This is a genomic window from Actinoplanes subtropicus (assembly GCF_000721705.1).
Taxonomy (GTDB): Bacteria; Actinomycetota; Actinomycetes; order Mycobacteriales; family Micromonosporaceae; genus Actinoplanes; species Actinoplanes subtropicus.
This window is the reverse complement of sequence record NZ_JOJL01000053.1, coordinates 26,844-42,153: the sequence shown is the minus strand read 5'-3', so window position 1 is coordinate 42,153 and position 15,310 is coordinate 26,844. Positions and strand designations below refer to the sequence as shown.

The 15,310-nt window shown below is 72.1% G+C and carries 11 protein-coding genes; 6 read left to right on the top strand and 5 right to left on the bottom strand.

What is annotated here, in order from left to right:
• Positions 1-35: 35 nt before the first annotated feature.
• Positions 36-986, bottom strand: a complete 951-nt coding sequence (locus tag IH26_RS0148015) for a phosphatase PAP2 family protein (RefSeq protein WP_051809856.1) — start codon at positions 984-986, stop codon at positions 36-38.
• Positions 987-1,163: 177 nt separating this feature from the next.
• Between IH26_RS0148015 and gsmA the strand changes: the two genes are divergently transcribed.
• The 6 genes from gsmA (at position 1,164) to IH26_RS0147985 (ending at position 10,688) form a co-directional block, all read left to right on the top strand.
• On the top strand, positions 1,164-2,276 hold the full coding sequence (gene gsmA / locus IH26_RS0148010; protein ID WP_030443013.1) for a sporangiospore maturation cell wall hydrolase GsmA: 1,113 nt from the start codon (positions 1,164-1,166) through the stop codon (positions 2,274-2,276).
• Between the two features lie 67 nt (positions 2,277-2,343).
• Entirely contained in the window at positions 2,344-4,521 is a 2,178-nt protein-coding gene (locus tag IH26_RS0148005) for an ATP-binding protein (RefSeq protein WP_245666022.1), read from the top strand.
• A gap of 11 nt (positions 4,522-4,532) precedes the next feature.
• Complete coding sequence (locus IH26_RS0148000; RefSeq protein ID WP_030443011.1) at positions 4,533-5,306, top strand: aldo/keto reductase; 774 nt, start codon at positions 4,533-4,535, stop codon at positions 5,304-5,306.
• A gap of 170 nt (positions 5,307-5,476) precedes the next feature.
• The gene (gene hrpA / locus IH26_RS0147995; RefSeq protein ID WP_030443010.1) at positions 5,477-9,385 is read left to right on the top strand and encodes an ATP-dependent RNA helicase HrpA; all 3,909 of its coding nucleotides are present in this window, start codon (positions 5,477-5,479) and stop codon (positions 9,383-9,385) included.
• A gap of 75 nt (positions 9,386-9,460) precedes the next feature.
• Entirely contained in the window at positions 9,461-9,844 is a 384-nt protein-coding gene (locus IH26_RS0147990; RefSeq protein ID WP_030443009.1) for a DUF6401 family natural product biosynthesis protein, read from the top strand.
• 64 nt (positions 9,845-9,908) lie between these two features.
• Positions 9,909-10,688 (top strand): LamG domain-containing protein, encoded by a 780-nt coding sequence (locus IH26_RS0147985; protein ID WP_030443008.1) that lies wholly within the window; start codon positions 9,909-9,911, stop codon positions 10,686-10,688.
• Positions 10,689-10,739: 51 nt separating this feature from the next.
• Here IH26_RS0147985 and IH26_RS0147980 read toward each other — a convergent pair whose 3' ends face one another.
• The 4 genes from IH26_RS0147980 to IH26_RS0147965 all read right to left on the bottom strand — a co-directional run bounded on the left by IH26_RS0147980 (position 10,740) and on the right by IH26_RS0147965 (position 15,278).
• Positions 10,740-10,967, bottom strand: coding sequence for a hypothetical protein (locus IH26_RS0147980; RefSeq protein WP_030443007.1), 228 nt, complete (start codon positions 10,965-10,967; stop codon positions 10,740-10,742).
• A 581-nt stretch (positions 10,968-11,548) separates the two neighbouring features.
• A complete protein-coding gene (locus tag IH26_RS0147975) occupies positions 11,549-12,541 on the bottom strand; it encodes a hypothetical protein (protein WP_030443006.1) in 993 nt (330 codons plus the stop codon).
• 11 nt (positions 12,542-12,552) lie between these two features.
• On the bottom strand, positions 12,553-14,898 hold the full coding sequence (locus IH26_RS0147970) for a glycoside hydrolase domain-containing protein (protein WP_245666023.1): 2,346 nt from the start codon (positions 14,896-14,898) through the stop codon (positions 12,553-12,555).
• Positions 14,899-14,909: 11 nt separating this feature from the next.
• Complete coding sequence (locus IH26_RS0147965; RefSeq protein ID WP_030443004.1) at positions 14,910-15,278, bottom strand: hypothetical protein; 369 nt, start codon at positions 15,276-15,278, stop codon at positions 14,910-14,912.
• Positions 15,279-15,310: the final 32 nt, after the last annotated feature.

Below are 15,310 nucleotides of genomic sequence, written 5' to 3'. Positions count from 1 at the left end.
GGGGTGGGCGGGGGGGTGGGGGGGAGTCGGGGTGGTCATTTCTTGCCTCCCTTGGGCGGGCGGGCCGGGCGGCTCGCCTTGGCGGGTGCGGGCGCGGCGGGGCGGTCGCCGGCGGCCAGCCACGTCCAGAGCAGGAATACCGCGGCCACCGCGGCAGTGATGCCGGCCGAGGCGGTGAGGAACACGAAGCGGCTGGAGACCAGTTCGGGCGTGACCCGGACGGCCATGACCTCGGAGAGCAGGCCGAACAGACCCGCGGCGCCGGCGACCGTGGCGACGGCCAGCAGCAGGACCGTGACGGGCTTGCCGGGGCCGGCGGCGGGGGCGGTGGGGCCGCGGCGGAACAGGCGGATGCCGAAGGCGGCCAGCGCGGACCAGGCCAGCACCAGCAGCACGGCGCCGATGGTGTCGCTCGGGCGGTGCCACTCGGCCCAGACGGTGGCGATGGCGATCACCGTGACGTAGGCGGCGCCGGCCAGGGCGACCATGCCGCGTACGGCCGCCGGCAGCACCAGGATCAGCGCGAACGCCACCGAGGCGGCGGCCGCGGTGTGGCCGCTCGGGAACGAGTTGGGCGCGGGGTAGTGGTCCAGGTCGGGGCGGGGGAGCCGGGTCTTGAGCAGCTGGCAGCTCGCGTTCGCGCCGAGCACCAGCACCGTGGCGCCGATGGCCAGGTCGAGGCGGTGGCGCAGGATGCCGACGACCACCGCGGCCAGGCACACCAGCACCAGGGTCACCAGGGTGGTGCCGTTGAGCGTACGGCTGAGGACCTCGACCACCCGGGGGTGGTGGACGTCGCCGCCGCGCATCGCGGTGGTGTCCGCGTGCTGGCCGGTCACGGTGCGGACGAAGGCCAGGTAGGTCGCGGCCACCCCGGCGGCGGCCAGCAGGGCCACCGCGAACGGGGCGAGCACGTGGCCTGCGCCCGGGCGGGGCGCGGCCGTCCGGGCGCGGGACGTCCGGCTGCGGGGCGCCAGGGCCGTCATCGGCGGGTGACCTCCTGCTCCTGATCATGGGCGGCGGCTGCGTAGCCGGTTTGCCCAGACGGTTGCTTTTTCAACCCCAGGATCATGGCTACCCGCCCGCAACCACTATCGCTCTCGGCCCGCAACACTCCGGCTTCACCTTCGTACGGACGTTCACCGAACGAAGGGGTTGTCTTCATGGGGTTCAGGACCCGCCGACTGCTCGTGGTGCCGATGATGGCGCTGACCGCCGGCGCGGGCCTGGTGGTCGCGTCCAGCCCGGCCCAGGCCGCCGGGGTGACCGGGACCGTCGAGGTGAGTGGCACGCTGATGACCCGATCCGGGCCCGCGCTGTCGTCCCGGGTCACCGGGTCGCTGCGCGACGGGCAGCGGATCACCGCCGTCTGCCGGGCCGCCGGGCAGACCGTCCGGGGCTCGATCCGCACGACCGGGCAGTGGGACCGGCTCGGTTCCGGCGCGTACGTCTCCGACGCGTACGTCCGGATGAGCGGAACGCTTCCGCCGTGCGCGACCACGACGTCGCCGGCCGCCGAGGTGACCTACAAGATCGGCACGGTGCGCAGCGCCGACGGGACGGTGAACATCCGCACCGGGCCGGGCACGTCCTACCCGGTCAAGCGCGCGGTGCTCACCGGCGCGACCGTGCAGGGCGTGTGCGGCGTCGTCGGCCAGCTGGTCAAGGGCACCGTCCGCTCGACCACGCAATGGAACCGGCTGAGCGACGGCGGTTACATCTCGCATGCGTACGTGGTGACGCCGACCCTGCACCTGTGCCCGGGTGCGTCGCTGACCCCGGTCACCGGCCCGGCGCCCACCCCGGACCAGTTCCTCAAGGCCGCGGTGCCCGGCGCGCAACGGGGCTGGCGCGAGTACGGCGTGCCGGCGTCGGTCACGATCGCGCAGGCGATCCTCGAGTCCGGCTGGGGCAGGAGCAGCCTGTCGGTGACCGACAGCAACTACTTCGGGATCAAGTGCCAGAACGGCCGGTACGGCGACCTCGCCCAGGGTTGCCACGTCTACAACACCAGCGAGTGCGACAAGACCGGCAAGTGCTTCGCCACCACGGCCAGCTTCCGGATCTACGCCACGATGGCGAACTCGTTCCGCGACCACGGCAACTTCCTGCGGGTCAACAGCCGGTACAAGCCGGCGTTCGGTTACACCCGGGACGCGAACAAGTTCATCTGGCAGGTGTGGAAGGCCGGGTACGCCACCGACCCGAACTACTACACCAAGATCACGACGCTGATGGCCTCGTACAACCTGTACCAGTACGACGTCTGGAAGTGAGCCCGTCATCTCGCCCCCGTCGGCCGAACCGGCCGGTGGGGGCGAAATGCGTATTACGCTCGCTTTGGTGAGGCAACGGGGGCGGCGGACCGGCACCTGGCTGGCTGCCGCCGTGGTGGTCGCCGGCCTGGCCGTCACCCTGCTGATCCAGGCCGCCGTGCGCCGGTCCCAGCACGACAACGCCGAGCGGGTGATGGACCAGCGCGCCGCCATGGCCCGGGCCGCGCTGGTCACCGAGACCGGCCGGTTCAGCTCGCTGCTCGCCGCCACCGCCGCCGGGCTCGCCACCGACCCGCGGCTGACCTGGGAGGACTTCGACGCGGCCACCTCGCCGCTCGGGTCCGCCTCGCTGATCGGGGCGTCCAGCCTCACCTACGTGGTGCCGGCCACCGCCGCGCAGGTGCCGGCCGTGCAGCGGCTGTGGCGCTCGCGCGGGTCGGACGGGCTCCTGCTGCGGCCGGCCGGGCATGGGGCCGAACACTTCTTCACCATCTTCGCCCGCGGGCTCGCCGAGGAGCCGGTACGCGCGGGGGTCGATCTCTCCGCCGCGCCGGAAGCCGCGTCCGCGCTGGCCGACGCCCGCCGGATGAGCGTGCCGACGGTCTCCGACGCGTACGTGCTGCTCCGGGACCGCAACCTGCCGGCGGCGCGGCAGCAGCATTCGTTCGTCTTCGCCGCGCCGATCTGGCCGCGCACCGCCGATCCCGATTTCCGCGGCTGGCTCGTGCTCAGCGTCCGCGGGCAGGACTTCCTCGGCGGCGTGCTGGCCGCGGTCAGCCAGGGCCAGCTGGACGGCGAACTGCGGGCGCAGAACAGCGACGGCAGCCGGCCGGTGGTCGCCCGCCACCCCGCGCCCGGCCGGCCCGACCTGGAACGGCACGCCCTGCTCGAGGTCGCCGACCGGGAGTGGACGCTGACCGTCCGGGCCGACTCCCGGCGGCTGCCCGGCGCGCACAGCGGCCTGCCCGGCGCCGTGCTCGGCGGCTGCCTGGCGATCACCGTGATGCTGGCCGGGCTGGTCTACGTGCTGGCCACCGGGCGGGAGCGGGCCCTGGCCCGGGTGCACGCGGCCACCGCCGGGCTGCGCGCCGCCGAGGCCGAGAGCCGCCGCCAGGCCGCCCTGCTCGGCGCGGTGATGACCACCATCGGCGACGGCGTCAGCGTGGTCGACGAGAACGGCGAGCACCTGCTGCGCAATCCGGCCGCCCGGGAACTGGCCGGGATCGAGGGGGACGACCCGGGGCCGGGCGACTGGCAGGAGCACTACGGGCTGTTCCGGCCGGACGGGCGTACTCCGTTCCCGCTCGACGAGATGCCGCTGCTGCGGGCCCTGCGCGGGGAGCCGGCGCACGACGTCGAGATGGTGGTGCGCAACGCGGCGCGGCCCGAGGGCATCCTGATCAGCGTCGACGGGCGGCCGCTCGACCCGGCCGCCGGGCTGCGCGGCGCCGTCGCGGTGTTCCGGGACATCACCGAACTGCGCCGGCACGAGAACGACCTCGCGGTGTTCGCCGGGGTGGTGGCGCACGACCTGAAGGCGCCGCTGACCGCGGTGCGCGGACACTGCGAGGCGGCCGCGGAGGCGCTCGACGACGACAACGACCCGCGGCCGTCGCTGGAGCGGGTGCTGCGGGCCGTCGACCGGATGGCCGGCATGATCGACACGCTGCTCGCCTACACCACGGCCCGGGACGCGCCGCTGGCCCGGGTGGCGGTGCCGCTGGCGGGGCTGGTCGGCGAGGTGGTGCAGGACCGGTCGTTCGGTGACCTCCACGTGGGACCGCTGCCGGTCGTGCACGCCGACCCGGGGATGCTGCGGCACGTGCTGGACAACCTGATCGGCAACGCCGTCAAGTACGTCCGCCCGGGCCGCGCCGCCCAGGTCGAGATCACCGCCACGCCCGCCGGGCCCGGCTGGGCCCGGATCGAGGTGGCCGACCGCGGCATCGGCATCCCGGACGCCGACAAGCCCGCGGTCTTCGAGCGGTTCCACCGGGCGCCCGCCGCGGCCGGATACGCCGGCACCGGGCTGGGCCTGGCCATCTGCAAGCGCATCGTGGAGCGGCACGGCGGGGAGATCGGCGTCGGCGACAACCCCGGCGGCGGTACGCGCTTCCACTTCACCCTGCCCCTGGCGGAGCCCGAGCCGGCCGGCGAGCGGCTCGACCCGGCCCACGCCGAGCGGGCCGCGATGAGGAGCACCCGGCCGCGCTCACTGGTACCGGATCGGCAGCCGGCCGAGTAAGACTGGGGCGTATGAGCATTCCCGCGCTTCCGCTGCCGTCCGCCCCGGCGATGCCGCTGCTGGGCTTCGGCACCTGGCAGATCCGGGGCGAGTCGGCCTACCAGGCGGTCCGGGCCGCGCTGGACGCCGGCTACCGCCACCTCGACACCGCCACCATGTACGGCAACGAGGCCGAGGTGGGCCGCGCGCTGGCCGACTCGGGCGTACCCCGGGACGAGGTCTTCGTCACCACGAAGCTGCCGCCCGAGCGGGCCGGCCGCGAACGCGCCACCCTCACCGAGAGCCTGCGGCAGCTGGGGGTGGAGGCGGTCGACCTGTGGCTGATCCACTGGCCGCCGTCGCGCGGCCGGTCGGTGCCGGTGTGGCAGGAGTTCGTCGAGCTGCGCGACGCCGGGCTGGCCCGCAACATCGGGGTGAGCAACTTCGACCTGGACGAGATCGACGAGCTGGCCAAGGCGACCGGGGAGACGCCGGCGGTCAATCAGATCCGCTTCGGGCCGACCCTGTGGAACCCGCAGCTGGTCGAGGGGCACCGGGCCCGCGGCGTGGTGGTCGAGGGGTATTCGCCGTTCAAGACCACCAACCTGCACGAACCGGTGCTGACCCAGATCGCCGCGCTGCACGGCGTCGACCCGGCGCGGGTGGTGCTGCGCTGGCACGTCCAGCACGAGATCGTGGTGATCCCGAAGTCGAAGACCGCCGCGAGGATCGCCACAAACTTCGACATTTCCGGATTCGAGCTCACGGCCGACGAGATGACGGCGATCGACGGCCTGGCAAAGTAGCCGGCTCCGCTTCGCTCCGCGGCGATCGCCTTGTAACCGGTGAGATGACTTGCGGTCTCCGTCACCTGCAAACCCCGCGGGCGTCGGAAACCGTAAGTCATCTCACCGGCGGCGAACGCGGCGATAATCACCAGGCGTTTCGGGGGCGATCCGCCTATTCTTGCTGCGCCATGTCTTCCACACCCGCCGCGCTTCGCACCCGGCTTCAAGAGCTCCTGCCCCGCGACGAACGGCGACTGCAGCGCCGCCTGGAGGGCACCCGCAAGATCCGCGACGAGGCGGCCCGGGCCGCCGTTCTCGCCGAGATCGAGGCCGAGGCCGCGCAGGCGCGCGAGCGCCTCGAGGCCCGGCTCGCCTCGGTCCCGAAGGTCACCTATCCCGAGGCGCTGCCGGTCAGCCGGCGCAAGGACGACATCCTCGCCGCCATCCGCGACCACCAGGTCGTGGTGGTGGCCGGCGAGACCGGCTCCGGCAAGACCACCCAGATCCCGAAGATCTGCCTGGAGCTGGGGCGCGGCGTCCGCGGTCAGATCGGGCACACCCAGCCGCGCCGGATCGCCGCCCGGACGGTCGCCGAGCGCATCGCCGAGGAGCTGGACCGGCCGCTGGGGTCGACGGTCGGGTACAAGGTGCGCTTCACCGATCAGGTGAGCGACGACACCATGATCAAGGTGATGACCGACGGCATCCTGCTGGCCGAGATCCAGAACGATCGGCAGCTGCGCCGGTACGACACACTGATCATCGACGAGGCGCACGAGCGCAGCCTCAACATCGACTTCATCCTGGGGTATCTGCGCGATCTGCTCCCGCGGCGCCCCGACCTGAAGCTGATCATCACGTCGGCGACGATCGAGACCGCGCGGTTTGCCGAGCATTTCTCGGACATGTCGGGAAAGCCGGCGCCCGTGATCGAGGTTTCGGGTCGGACATATCCGGTTGAAGTCCGATATCGTCCCCTGGTCTCGGTGAATGAAGGGGACGAAACCGAAGAACCGATGGACCAGGTCGACGGCATCGCCGAGGCGGTCGACGAGCTTGGGCGGGAGGGTGCCGGGGACATCCTCGTCTTTCTGTCCGGCGAGCGCGACATTCGGGACACGGCGGAGGCGCTGGCCAAGCGAAATCTCCGGAATACCGAAATTGTCCCGCTTTATGGCCGCTTGTCGTCCGCCGAGCAGCATAAGGTCTTCGAGCGGCACACCCAGCGCCGCGTCGTGCTGGCCACCAACGTCGCCGAGACCTCGCTGACCGTCCCCGGCATCCGGTACGTGATCGACCCGGGCACCGCGCGGATCAGCCGCTACTCCAACCGCCTGAAGGTGCAGCGGCTGCCGATCGAGCCGGTCTCGCAGGCCAGCGCCAACCAGCGCAAGGGCCGCTGCGGCCGGCTCGCCGACGGCATCTGCGTCCGGCTCTACTCGGAGGAGGACTTCGAGGGGCGCCCCGAGTTCACCGAGCCGGAGATCCTGCGTACGAACCTCGCCTCGGTCATCCTGCAGATGACCAACCTGGGGCTGGGCGACCTGCAGAAGTTCCCGTTCATCGACCCGCCGGACAAGCGGAACATCACCGACGGCGTGAAGCTGCTGGAGGAGCTCGGGGCGCTCGACGAGCGCCGCCTGACGCCGCTCGGGCGTCAGCTCGCGCAGCTGCCGGTCGACCCGCGGCTGGCCCGCATGGTCATCGAGGCGGACAAGCAGGACTGCGTGGCCGAGGTCATGGTGATCGCGGCGGCGCTGTCCATCCAGGACCCGCGCGAGCGGCCCGCCGACAAACAGCAGCAGGCGGACGAGAAGCACGCCCGGTTCACCGACAAGGAATCGGACTTCTTCAGCTACCTCAACCTGTGGCGGTACCTGCGCGAGAAACAGCAGGAGCTGTCCGGCAACCAGTTCCGCCGGCTGTGCCGGTCGGAATTTCTCAACTACTTGCGCGTACGCGAATGGCAGGACATCTACGCGCAGCTGCGGCAGGTCGCCCGCACCCTCGGCCTGGCCCTCGCCGAGGACCGCGACGAACTCGCCGAGGGGCAGCACGTGCACACCGCGCTGCTGTCCGGGCTGCTCAGCCACCTCGGGCTCAAGGACGGCGAGAAGCGCGAGTACCTCGGGGCGCGCGGCGCGAAGTTCGCCATCTTCCCGGGCTCGGCGCTGTTCAAGAAGCAGCCCCGCTGGGTGATGTCGGCCGAGCTGGTGGAGACGAGCCGGCTGTGGGGCCGGGTCAACGCCCGGATCGAGCCGGAATGGGCCGAGAAGCTGGCGCCGCACCTGGTGAAGCACTCGTACAGCGAGCCGCACTGGGAGAAGAAGCAGGGCGCCGTCATGGCGTACGAGAAAGTGACTCTGTACGGTCTTCCGATCGTGCCGCGGCGGCGCGTCGGATACGCCCGGGTCGACCCCGTGCTCTGCCGCGAGCTGTTCATCCGGCACGCGCTGGTCGAGGGCGACTGGGCGACCCACCACAAGTTCTTCGAGGAGAACCGGCGGCTGCTGGAGCGGATCGAGGAGATCGAGAACAGGGCGCGCCGGCGGGACATCGCGGTCGACGACGAGACCGTTTTCCGGCTGTACGACGAGCGGATCCCCGCCGACGTGGTCACCGCCCGGCACTTCGACTCGTGGTGGAAGAACGCCCGCCGGGAGAATCCCGATCTGCTGACCTTCACCCGCGACCTGCTGGTCAACGCCGGGCGGGACACGGTCGACCCGAACGCGTTCCCGGACGCCTGGCTGGCCGGCGGGGTGCGGCTGCCCCTGACGTACGCGTTCGAGCCGAACTCGGCGGCCGACGGGGTCACGGTCGAGGTGCCGTTGCCGCTGCTCAACAAGCTCGACCCGGAGGACTTCGGCTGGTCGGTGCCGGGCTTCCGGAAGGACGTGGTGATCGCGCTGATCCGGTCGCTGCCGAAGGCGCTGCGCACCAATTTCGTGCCGGTGCCGGACTGGGCGGAGGCGGTGCTCGACCGGGTGCCGGCGCGGCGCGGGCCGCTCACCGACGCGATCGGGAGTGAGCTGCGGCGCCTGACCGGCACGGTCGTGCCGCGCGACGCTTGGCGGCCCGCCGAGGTCCCCTCGCATTTGCGGATGAATTTCCGTGTCGTGGACGAATCGGGCGAAACGCTTGGCGTCGGACGCGATCTTGAAGAGTTGCGGCGGCGGCTGGCGCCCAAGGTGCAGAAGACGATCTCGGCGGCGGCCGGGAACATCGAGCGCCGGGGGATCACCGCCAACGACTTCGGGGTGCTGCCGCGCCGGGTTGCTCAGGTCCGCGGCGGTTACGAAGTCACGGTATTTCCGGCGTTGGTCGATGAAACGGACAGTGTGGCGATCCGGGTCTTCGAGACCGAGCCCGAGCAGCGGGTCGCGATGCGGGCCGGCACCCGGCGGCTGCTGCTGCTCACGCTGCCGCCGGCCGCCCGCTTCCTGCAGGGGCGGCTGGACAACCGGGCCAAGCTCGAACTGTCCCGGGCCAACCCGTACCGGTCGATCGCCGACCTGCTCGACGACTGCGCCGGCGCGGCCGTCGACAAGCTGGTCGCCGACGCCGGCGGGCCGGTCTGGTCCTCGATCGAGTTCGCCTCGCTGCGCGACGCCGTCCGGCAGGACCTGGTCGACGCGGTCGAGGGGGTGGTCGCCCAGGTGCAGGCGGTGCTGGCCACCGCGTACGACGTCGAACAGCGCCTGAAAGGCCTGCGCGACCCGCAGCTGATCCCGGCGCTCGCCGACATCCGGCAGCAGCTCAAGGGCCTGGTGCACCCCGGGTTCGTCACCGAGGCCGGGTGGAAGCAGCTGCACCACCTGCCCCGGTACCTGCGCGGCATCGTGTACCGGCTCGACCGGGTGGCCGGCAACCTGGGCCGCGACCGGCAGCTGATGACCCAGATCCAGGAGATCGAGGCCGAGTACCGGGAGCTGCGCGCCGAGTTCCCGCCGCTCAGCGCCGCCGACGAGGGGCTCGCCGAGATCCGCTGGATGATCGAGGAGCTGCGGATCAACCTGTTCGCGCAGACCCTCGGCACCGCGTATCCGATCTCGGACAAACGCATCTACAAGGCGATGGATCAACTGCCGGCGTAGCGGGGTCGTAGGCGCTCGGGTGCCGTTCGGTTACCCCTCTGTCGGGATCCCTTGGGAGGCCCTAGCGTCGTCGCCATGACGAACGAATTCCTCGCCTTCGCCCCGATTTACACCGACGCGACCGCTCTCGATCCGGCGGCGGCGCTGCTGGACGAGATGATGGCCCGCGTGGGCGTCGACGGCCTGGTCGCGGCGTTCGCCGACCCGGGCCTGCTGGCCCTGGTCGACCAGCACGCGGCGTCGGTGCGGGACGCGCTCGTCGAGGCGGAGCGGGACCTGGACGCGAAGGCCCTGGCCGCCTACGCCCGGTCGATCGTCGCCGCCGCCCGCCGGTCCGGCCGGTACGTTCCCGCCGCCGGGGAGGCGCCGGTGCGCCCGGCCGAGTGGCTGACCGGGGACTGGCACCTGCTGCGGCTCGTGGCGGTCTGCTTCCTCGCCGAGGAGTTCGGCCTGGTTTGATCCATTTCGAACCCTTTTTCCGGTTTTTTCGGTAACGATGCGGACTCGGGGCGATCTCAGGAGTATGAAGATCGCAATCGCGGTGGCGGCGCTGGCCGGCCTGATCGTCCCGATGTCCACCGCCCAGGCGGCGTCCGCCGCTCCCACTGACACCCCGCCGGCGGCGACCGCGGCCCCGGCCACCACGCCGACCGGCCCGGTCCTGGTCGCGCGCTGGGACTTCAACGCCGGCGCCGTCGGCGGCCGGGTCACCGACACCTCCGGCCACGGCGGCCCGATGCTCAGCGCGCGCGGCGCCGACCAGGGCGCCGTGCAATACCTGGACGGCCCGACCGGCAAGTACGCCGCCTTCCCCGGCCTGTGCGCCCCGGACGCCGCCAGTTGCGCGCGCGCCCTGCTCGAGGCCCCGAACAGCGCCAACCTCAACCCCGGCGTCCGGCCGTTCCGCTGGGCGGCCAGCGTGCACGTGCTCAAGACCGAGGTACGCGGCTCCGCCAACATCATGCAGAAGGGCACCAGCGCCACCGGCAGCCAGTGGAAGCTGCAGATCGGCCAGAAGATGGGCAAGGCCCAGTGCGTCGTGATCGGCGTCGGCTCGCCGGCCGTCTACATCGCCCACTCCAGCGCCCCGGTCACCGACGGCGTCTGGCACAAGGTGGCCTGCCTGCGCTCGGGCACGTCCCTCTCGATCTCGGTCGACGGCGTCCAGCAGGGCAGCACGACGATCCCGGCCACCCTGAACATCACGAACACCATGCCGCTGCGCATCGGCGGCCCCAACTTCAACAAGTCCAGCGACATGTACCACGGCCAACTCGACGACGTGTACGCCGAACTCGGCTGAACCATCCGGCGACGGCCCGGCGCTTCTCGGCGCCGGGCCGTTCCCTGCTTCCTAGCTGCGGCGGAACGCGTAGGAGCGGGACTTGCCACCGCTCTTGCGGGCGTGGTCGCGGTCGGACTGGCCGCGCGCGGCCTGGCGGCTGTCCCGTCCGCCGCGGCGCCCCGCGTGGAGCGCCTTGCGCTGGTCGGCCGCCGGGGTGTCGGCGGAGGGGCCCGCGAGGCCGGCCGCGAGGTCGCGTACCGCCAGCTCTTCCTGATCTATGTGCACGGAGAAGGGCATACGTAGCCTCCTGAAACAGGCAGGGTCATGCCGTGGAGAGAAAAGACGATTGCTCCGGGCGTCGGCACGCCGGCGTCTCCACGGCGGACAACCCGCCGGAGCGCCCGGAGCCGGAACGCGCTCGGCCGCCGTCGGCGGCGACCTCCTCAGAGCATCAGGATCATGCGGCCACGCTAGCCGGGCCCCCGCACCCAGCGCGACCCATTTAAAACACCCCTATCGTACGGATCAGCCGAGCCCCCCGCCGCGGCGCCGGGCCGGCTGCAACTCACCCTCCGCGCGCGGCCGCCGGGCTGTCCCGGCCGGACCGGCACGCGGCCGCCCCCGATGCTGACCGCGCCCGGCATGCCGGTCCGACCGGGCGCCGGCGCGCGCCCGCTCCCGGCGCTGACTACGCCCCGCATGCCGGTCCGGCCGAGCACCGGCGCGCGCCCGCCAGCCCGGCCAGATCTTCAAAGCGTGGCGTTCAGAGCCAACGGGAGACTTCCACCCTTCGCCGGGACGAGCGCGACGACGATGTGTTTCCGTTCGCGGTGAACGCCGGGGCTTCAAGATCTCGGCCGGGAGCGGGCGGCGGAGGGTCAGCGCCAGACGGCGTCCGAGCGGGTCAGGGTCTCGAAGCCGGTGAGCCGCTGGGCGTCGTCGCCCGGCACGGTCAAGGTCACCGCGGGGTGCTTGATCGTCTCCAGTGGGCCGGGCGGGGTCCGGGTCCCGGTGAGTACCTCGATGTCGAGGACGTCGCCCGGGCCCAGCCGGACGTCGCTGGTCCAGCGGGTCTCGTGCACCACGCCGTCGCTGGTGAGGCCGGCTCGGCGCGGGGAGCGCACGGGTCTGCCGTTGAGCCGGGCGGCTCCGGTGGCGACGGTGGCGACCAGCCGCGGGTCCACCGCGATCGAGAAGGACGCCGGCCGGGGCGCCGGGCCCGGCCCGGTGCCGCGCAGCCGCACGCTGACCGGGCGGTAGTAGGCGAACCGGTCCTGACCACCCCAGGTCTGCCGGGCCCAGCCGCCGGTCAGTTCGATGCCCCACGGCGTCGGCGCGGGCCGCCCGGCGGCGCGCGGCTGCCCCAGGTCGCGCCGGGTCCCCGCGGCGCCCGAGCGGGGCACGACCGCGGCCGAGGTGCCCGCCGGGCGCCGGACCAGGTCGTACGGGTATCGCCAGGGATGGGCGGTGGCCGCCACCACCAGCAGCGTCGCCCCGGCCGGGATCCGCTCGCGCACCGAGATCCGGCTGGTGGTCAGGCCGGTCGCCGGATCCGTTCCGACGGCGCTGGTGGCCTCGACCCGGCGGCTGCCCGCGGTCACGATGACCGGCGAGGCCGGCGCGTAGAGGCGCGGGTCGTAGGTGAACGTCACCTCGGCGCCGGCGGCCACCGCGGAACCCGGGTTGACGACCTGGACCGCGAGCTGCCGCGGACAGGTCGACGGCGGGGCGGCGTCCGGCGACCGCACCGGCAGCGGCCGGCCGGCCACCGGGGTGAGCAGCAGACCGGGGCCGGAGACCTTGATCAGGCCCGCGCCGGCCGACAGCGTGGCGGCGGTGAGGACGGTCCGGCGGGACATCGGCATGGTCATGTCATCCCCCATCAAGGTACGTACGAGGCGAGGACGTCGGCGAAGGCCCGCGCGACGTCGGCGGCGATGTCGTCCGGCACGGCCTCGACCAAGGCGTAGCCGGTGTCGTCCGCCCAGCTGTCGTGCCAGAACTTCTCCCGGGCGCCCATGAAGATCACGTCGGCGAGCCCGACACAGACGTTGCGGCCCGCTTCCCGGAGAATGCCGGGCGAGTTCCCGAAGCGGCTGATGAAGAAGTCGGCGAACCGTTGCCGGGCATTGGCGACGCTGCCGTAGTAGTACCGGAACATCGTCGACAGCGGCAGGTTCGGGTCGCTGAGGGTCTGCGCGCCCAGGCACACGGCGTCCACGTCGGCGAGGAAGTCGCCGATGTCGAAGAAGCCGTCGTTGGAGTACGAGGCGATGTGCGACCGGGCGTAGTCGTAGGCGTTCCCGGCCGGCTGCCCGCTCTTCAGGAAGTCGCCGAGGGCGCTGATCAGGTCGCCGCCCCACCCGCCGAAGTCGAGCAGGGTCGGCACCGTACGGTCGTCGCTGATCTTGTTGTGCAGCACCGCGCCGTACGACGCGCCGAAGTGCGGGAGGTCGACGTCGCGGAAGTTGGACGGATCGCGCAGCGGAGCCGCGTCGGGCCGGCCGGGATACCCGTCGACGAACGCCACGAAGTCGGTGTCCAGCGGGCCGAAGACCAGATCCTGCCCGCTGCCGAGGTAGTGCCCGACCCGGGAGCGCAGGTACTGCGCGACCAGCTCCGGCGCCGGCCGGTCCAGGTGGCCCTGGTCGCGCCACTGCCCGGCGCGGGCCTCAAGCCAGATCAGGTACGTGTAGCAACCGTCGTTGACGTCGCGCGGCCGGGTCACGCTGGTCACCCCCGGGTCGCGGCCGGAGGCGATGTCGTTGTCGATCTCCACGGCGCCGGTGCTGCCGGCCGCGAGCGTGGTGTTCGCGATCTGGTCGAAGGCCCAGTTCTCGGGCAACGGGTAGCCCAGGTTGCCGCTGTAGCCGGTGGACATGCCGCTGACGAAGCTCCTGGTCGCGAAGCCGGCGTCGCTCACCCGTCGGCACACGTTCCGGCAGCCGTACACGCCGGCCGCGTACGGGTTCCCCGCGGCCCGTACGCCGTCCGCCACGCCCCGGAAATGCGGGATGATCGCGCTGGTGATCTCGGCGTCGACGGCGTCGAAGTCGACCGCGAAGTAGATCACCGTGCCGGCCGGGATGCCGAAGCCGGCCGCCGCCGCGCAGGCCGCCCGCCCGGCCGCCACCCCCTGGTCGTAGCTGAACCACCGGACCGCGTCGCCGTTCTCCTGGTAGATCGGGAAGAACGACATGCCCTGATCGGTGATCAGCGCGATCTCCGAGCTGGTGAGCACCTTGTTGGTGCCGCCGGTCAGGTACCGGCCCACGGTCCGGTAGCCGGCGTTCCACACGGTCGCGATGGTCCGGCTGTTCAGCGGGTACATGCAGTCCATCGCGGTGCCCTTCCGCGACGGGTCCCCGGTGGACAGCAGCAGCGACATCCACGTGGGGTACTCGCCGGCACCGGTCTGCGGCAGCATGGCGAACTCCTGGAACCGGCGGACCGTGGCGGCCAGCTGGGCGGTGAAGGTGCCGGCGCTGTCGTCCCACTGGCTCGCCCAGCCGTTGAACTGCATGGCGGCCTGGAAGAGCCGCACGAAACCGGTCGGCCCCGGGTCGGCCGAGCCGAGCGCCACCCGCGCCGCGGCCCCGCGCAGGCCGGACTGGGTCGCCGGGCCGACCGAGCCGGTGACCGTGCCGTCCGCCATGCCGAGCTGGTACTGGATGCCGAGGACGAGCGCCTTCTGCACGTCCCGGGAGAAGTGGCCGTCGCACGGGCCGATGAAGAAGTCGGCCCGGCCCCAGTAGGTGGCGTTCAGCCAGCGCTGGATCTTCTGGATCGTGTCGCTGCCGCCCGCCGTCTTCACGTACGCGTCCATGGTCAGCAGTGCCTTGACCACCTTCGGCGGGATGTCGGTGACGGCGGAGTCGCCGCCGACGCCCATGTTCTGCGTCATGCCCTGCAGGCCGACCTGGGTGGCGTCGCCGAAACTGCCGTTCAGCAGGCCGCCGCTGTAGCCCTTGCAGTACAGTCCCGCCTCGACGATCGTGCGCATGTTGATGTTCGCCGAGTGCAGGCCCACATTGCCGTACGCGGTCAGCTTCGCCAGGGTGGCCGGCCCGAAGTTGTCCGACAGCGCGGTGATGCCCAGCTCGTGCTGCAGCGCCCGGGTCAGCGAGTACATCGTCGGCCAGCCGGTCGTCCCGGTCTCGGCGCAGGCCACGTACCCCGGCACAGCGCCGTAGGTGGCGTTCACCCAGCGCTGTGCCTTGAGCACCATCTCGTCCACGGTCAGTCCTCGACGCAGACCGGCAGCGGGTCCGTCTCGCTGCTGATCGACGTGTCCTTCATCCAGCCCCACGCGCCGTTGTCGGCCTTGGTGAACTCCCACCGGTACGGGTGCGGGCCACCGACCCAGGCGGGCGTGGTCTCGTCCCGGCAGTCGAACCAGCTCGTGGTCGTCCACATGCGACCCACCTCGGTGTACGTGCCGTCGTATACCAGGCTGTAGACCCGCGCACCGTAGGTGTTGTGGCACCACCAGTTGCCGTTGTTGTACCAGCACCCGCTCGCCGCGGCCGCCGGCGACGCGGGCAGCACCGCGACCCCGGTGGCGGCGAGGACGGCGGTGCCCAGCAGCCCGAGCAGTTTTCTTCTCATGTCAGCCCCCATCAGCGCTTCCGTTCGGAACG

Excerpts from the sequence above, each read along its gene's own strand:
- IH26_RS0147970 (WP_245666023.1), bottom strand. The coding sequence starts at position 14,898 with ATGGTGCTCAAGGCACAGCGCTGGGTGAACGCCACCTACGGCGCTGTG.
- IH26_RS0147985 (WP_030443008.1), top strand. The coding sequence starts at position 9,909 with ATGAAGATCGCAATCGCGGTGGCGGCGCTGGCCGGCCTGATCGTCCCG.
- IH26_RS0147980 (WP_030443007.1), bottom strand. The coding sequence starts at position 10,967 with ATGCCCTTCTCCGTGCACATAGATCAGGAAGAGCTGGCGGTACGCGAC.
- IH26_RS0147975 (WP_030443006.1), bottom strand. The coding sequence starts at position 12,541 with ATGACCATGCCGATGTCCCGCCGGACCGTCCTCACCGCCGCCACGCTG.
- IH26_RS0148000 (WP_030443011.1), top strand. The coding sequence starts at position 4,533 with ATGAGCATTCCCGCGCTTCCGCTGCCGTCCGCCCCGGCGATGCCGCTG.
- IH26_RS0147990 (WP_030443009.1), top strand. The coding sequence starts at position 9,461 with ATGACGAACGAATTCCTCGCCTTCGCCCCGATTTACACCGACGCGACC.
- gsmA (WP_030443013.1), top strand. The coding sequence starts at position 1,164 with ATGGGGTTCAGGACCCGCCGACTGCTCGTGGTGCCGATGATGGCGCTG.
- IH26_RS0148015 (WP_051809856.1), bottom strand. The coding sequence starts at position 986 with ATGACGGCCCTGGCGCCCCGCAGCCGGACGTCCCGCGCCCGGACGGCC.
- IH26_RS0147965 (WP_030443004.1), bottom strand. The coding sequence starts at position 15,278 with ATGAGAAGAAAACTGCTCGGGCTGCTGGGCACCGCCGTCCTCGCCGCC.
- hrpA (WP_030443010.1), top strand. The coding sequence starts at position 5,477 with ATGTCTTCCACACCCGCCGCGCTTCGCACCCGGCTTCAAGAGCTCCTG.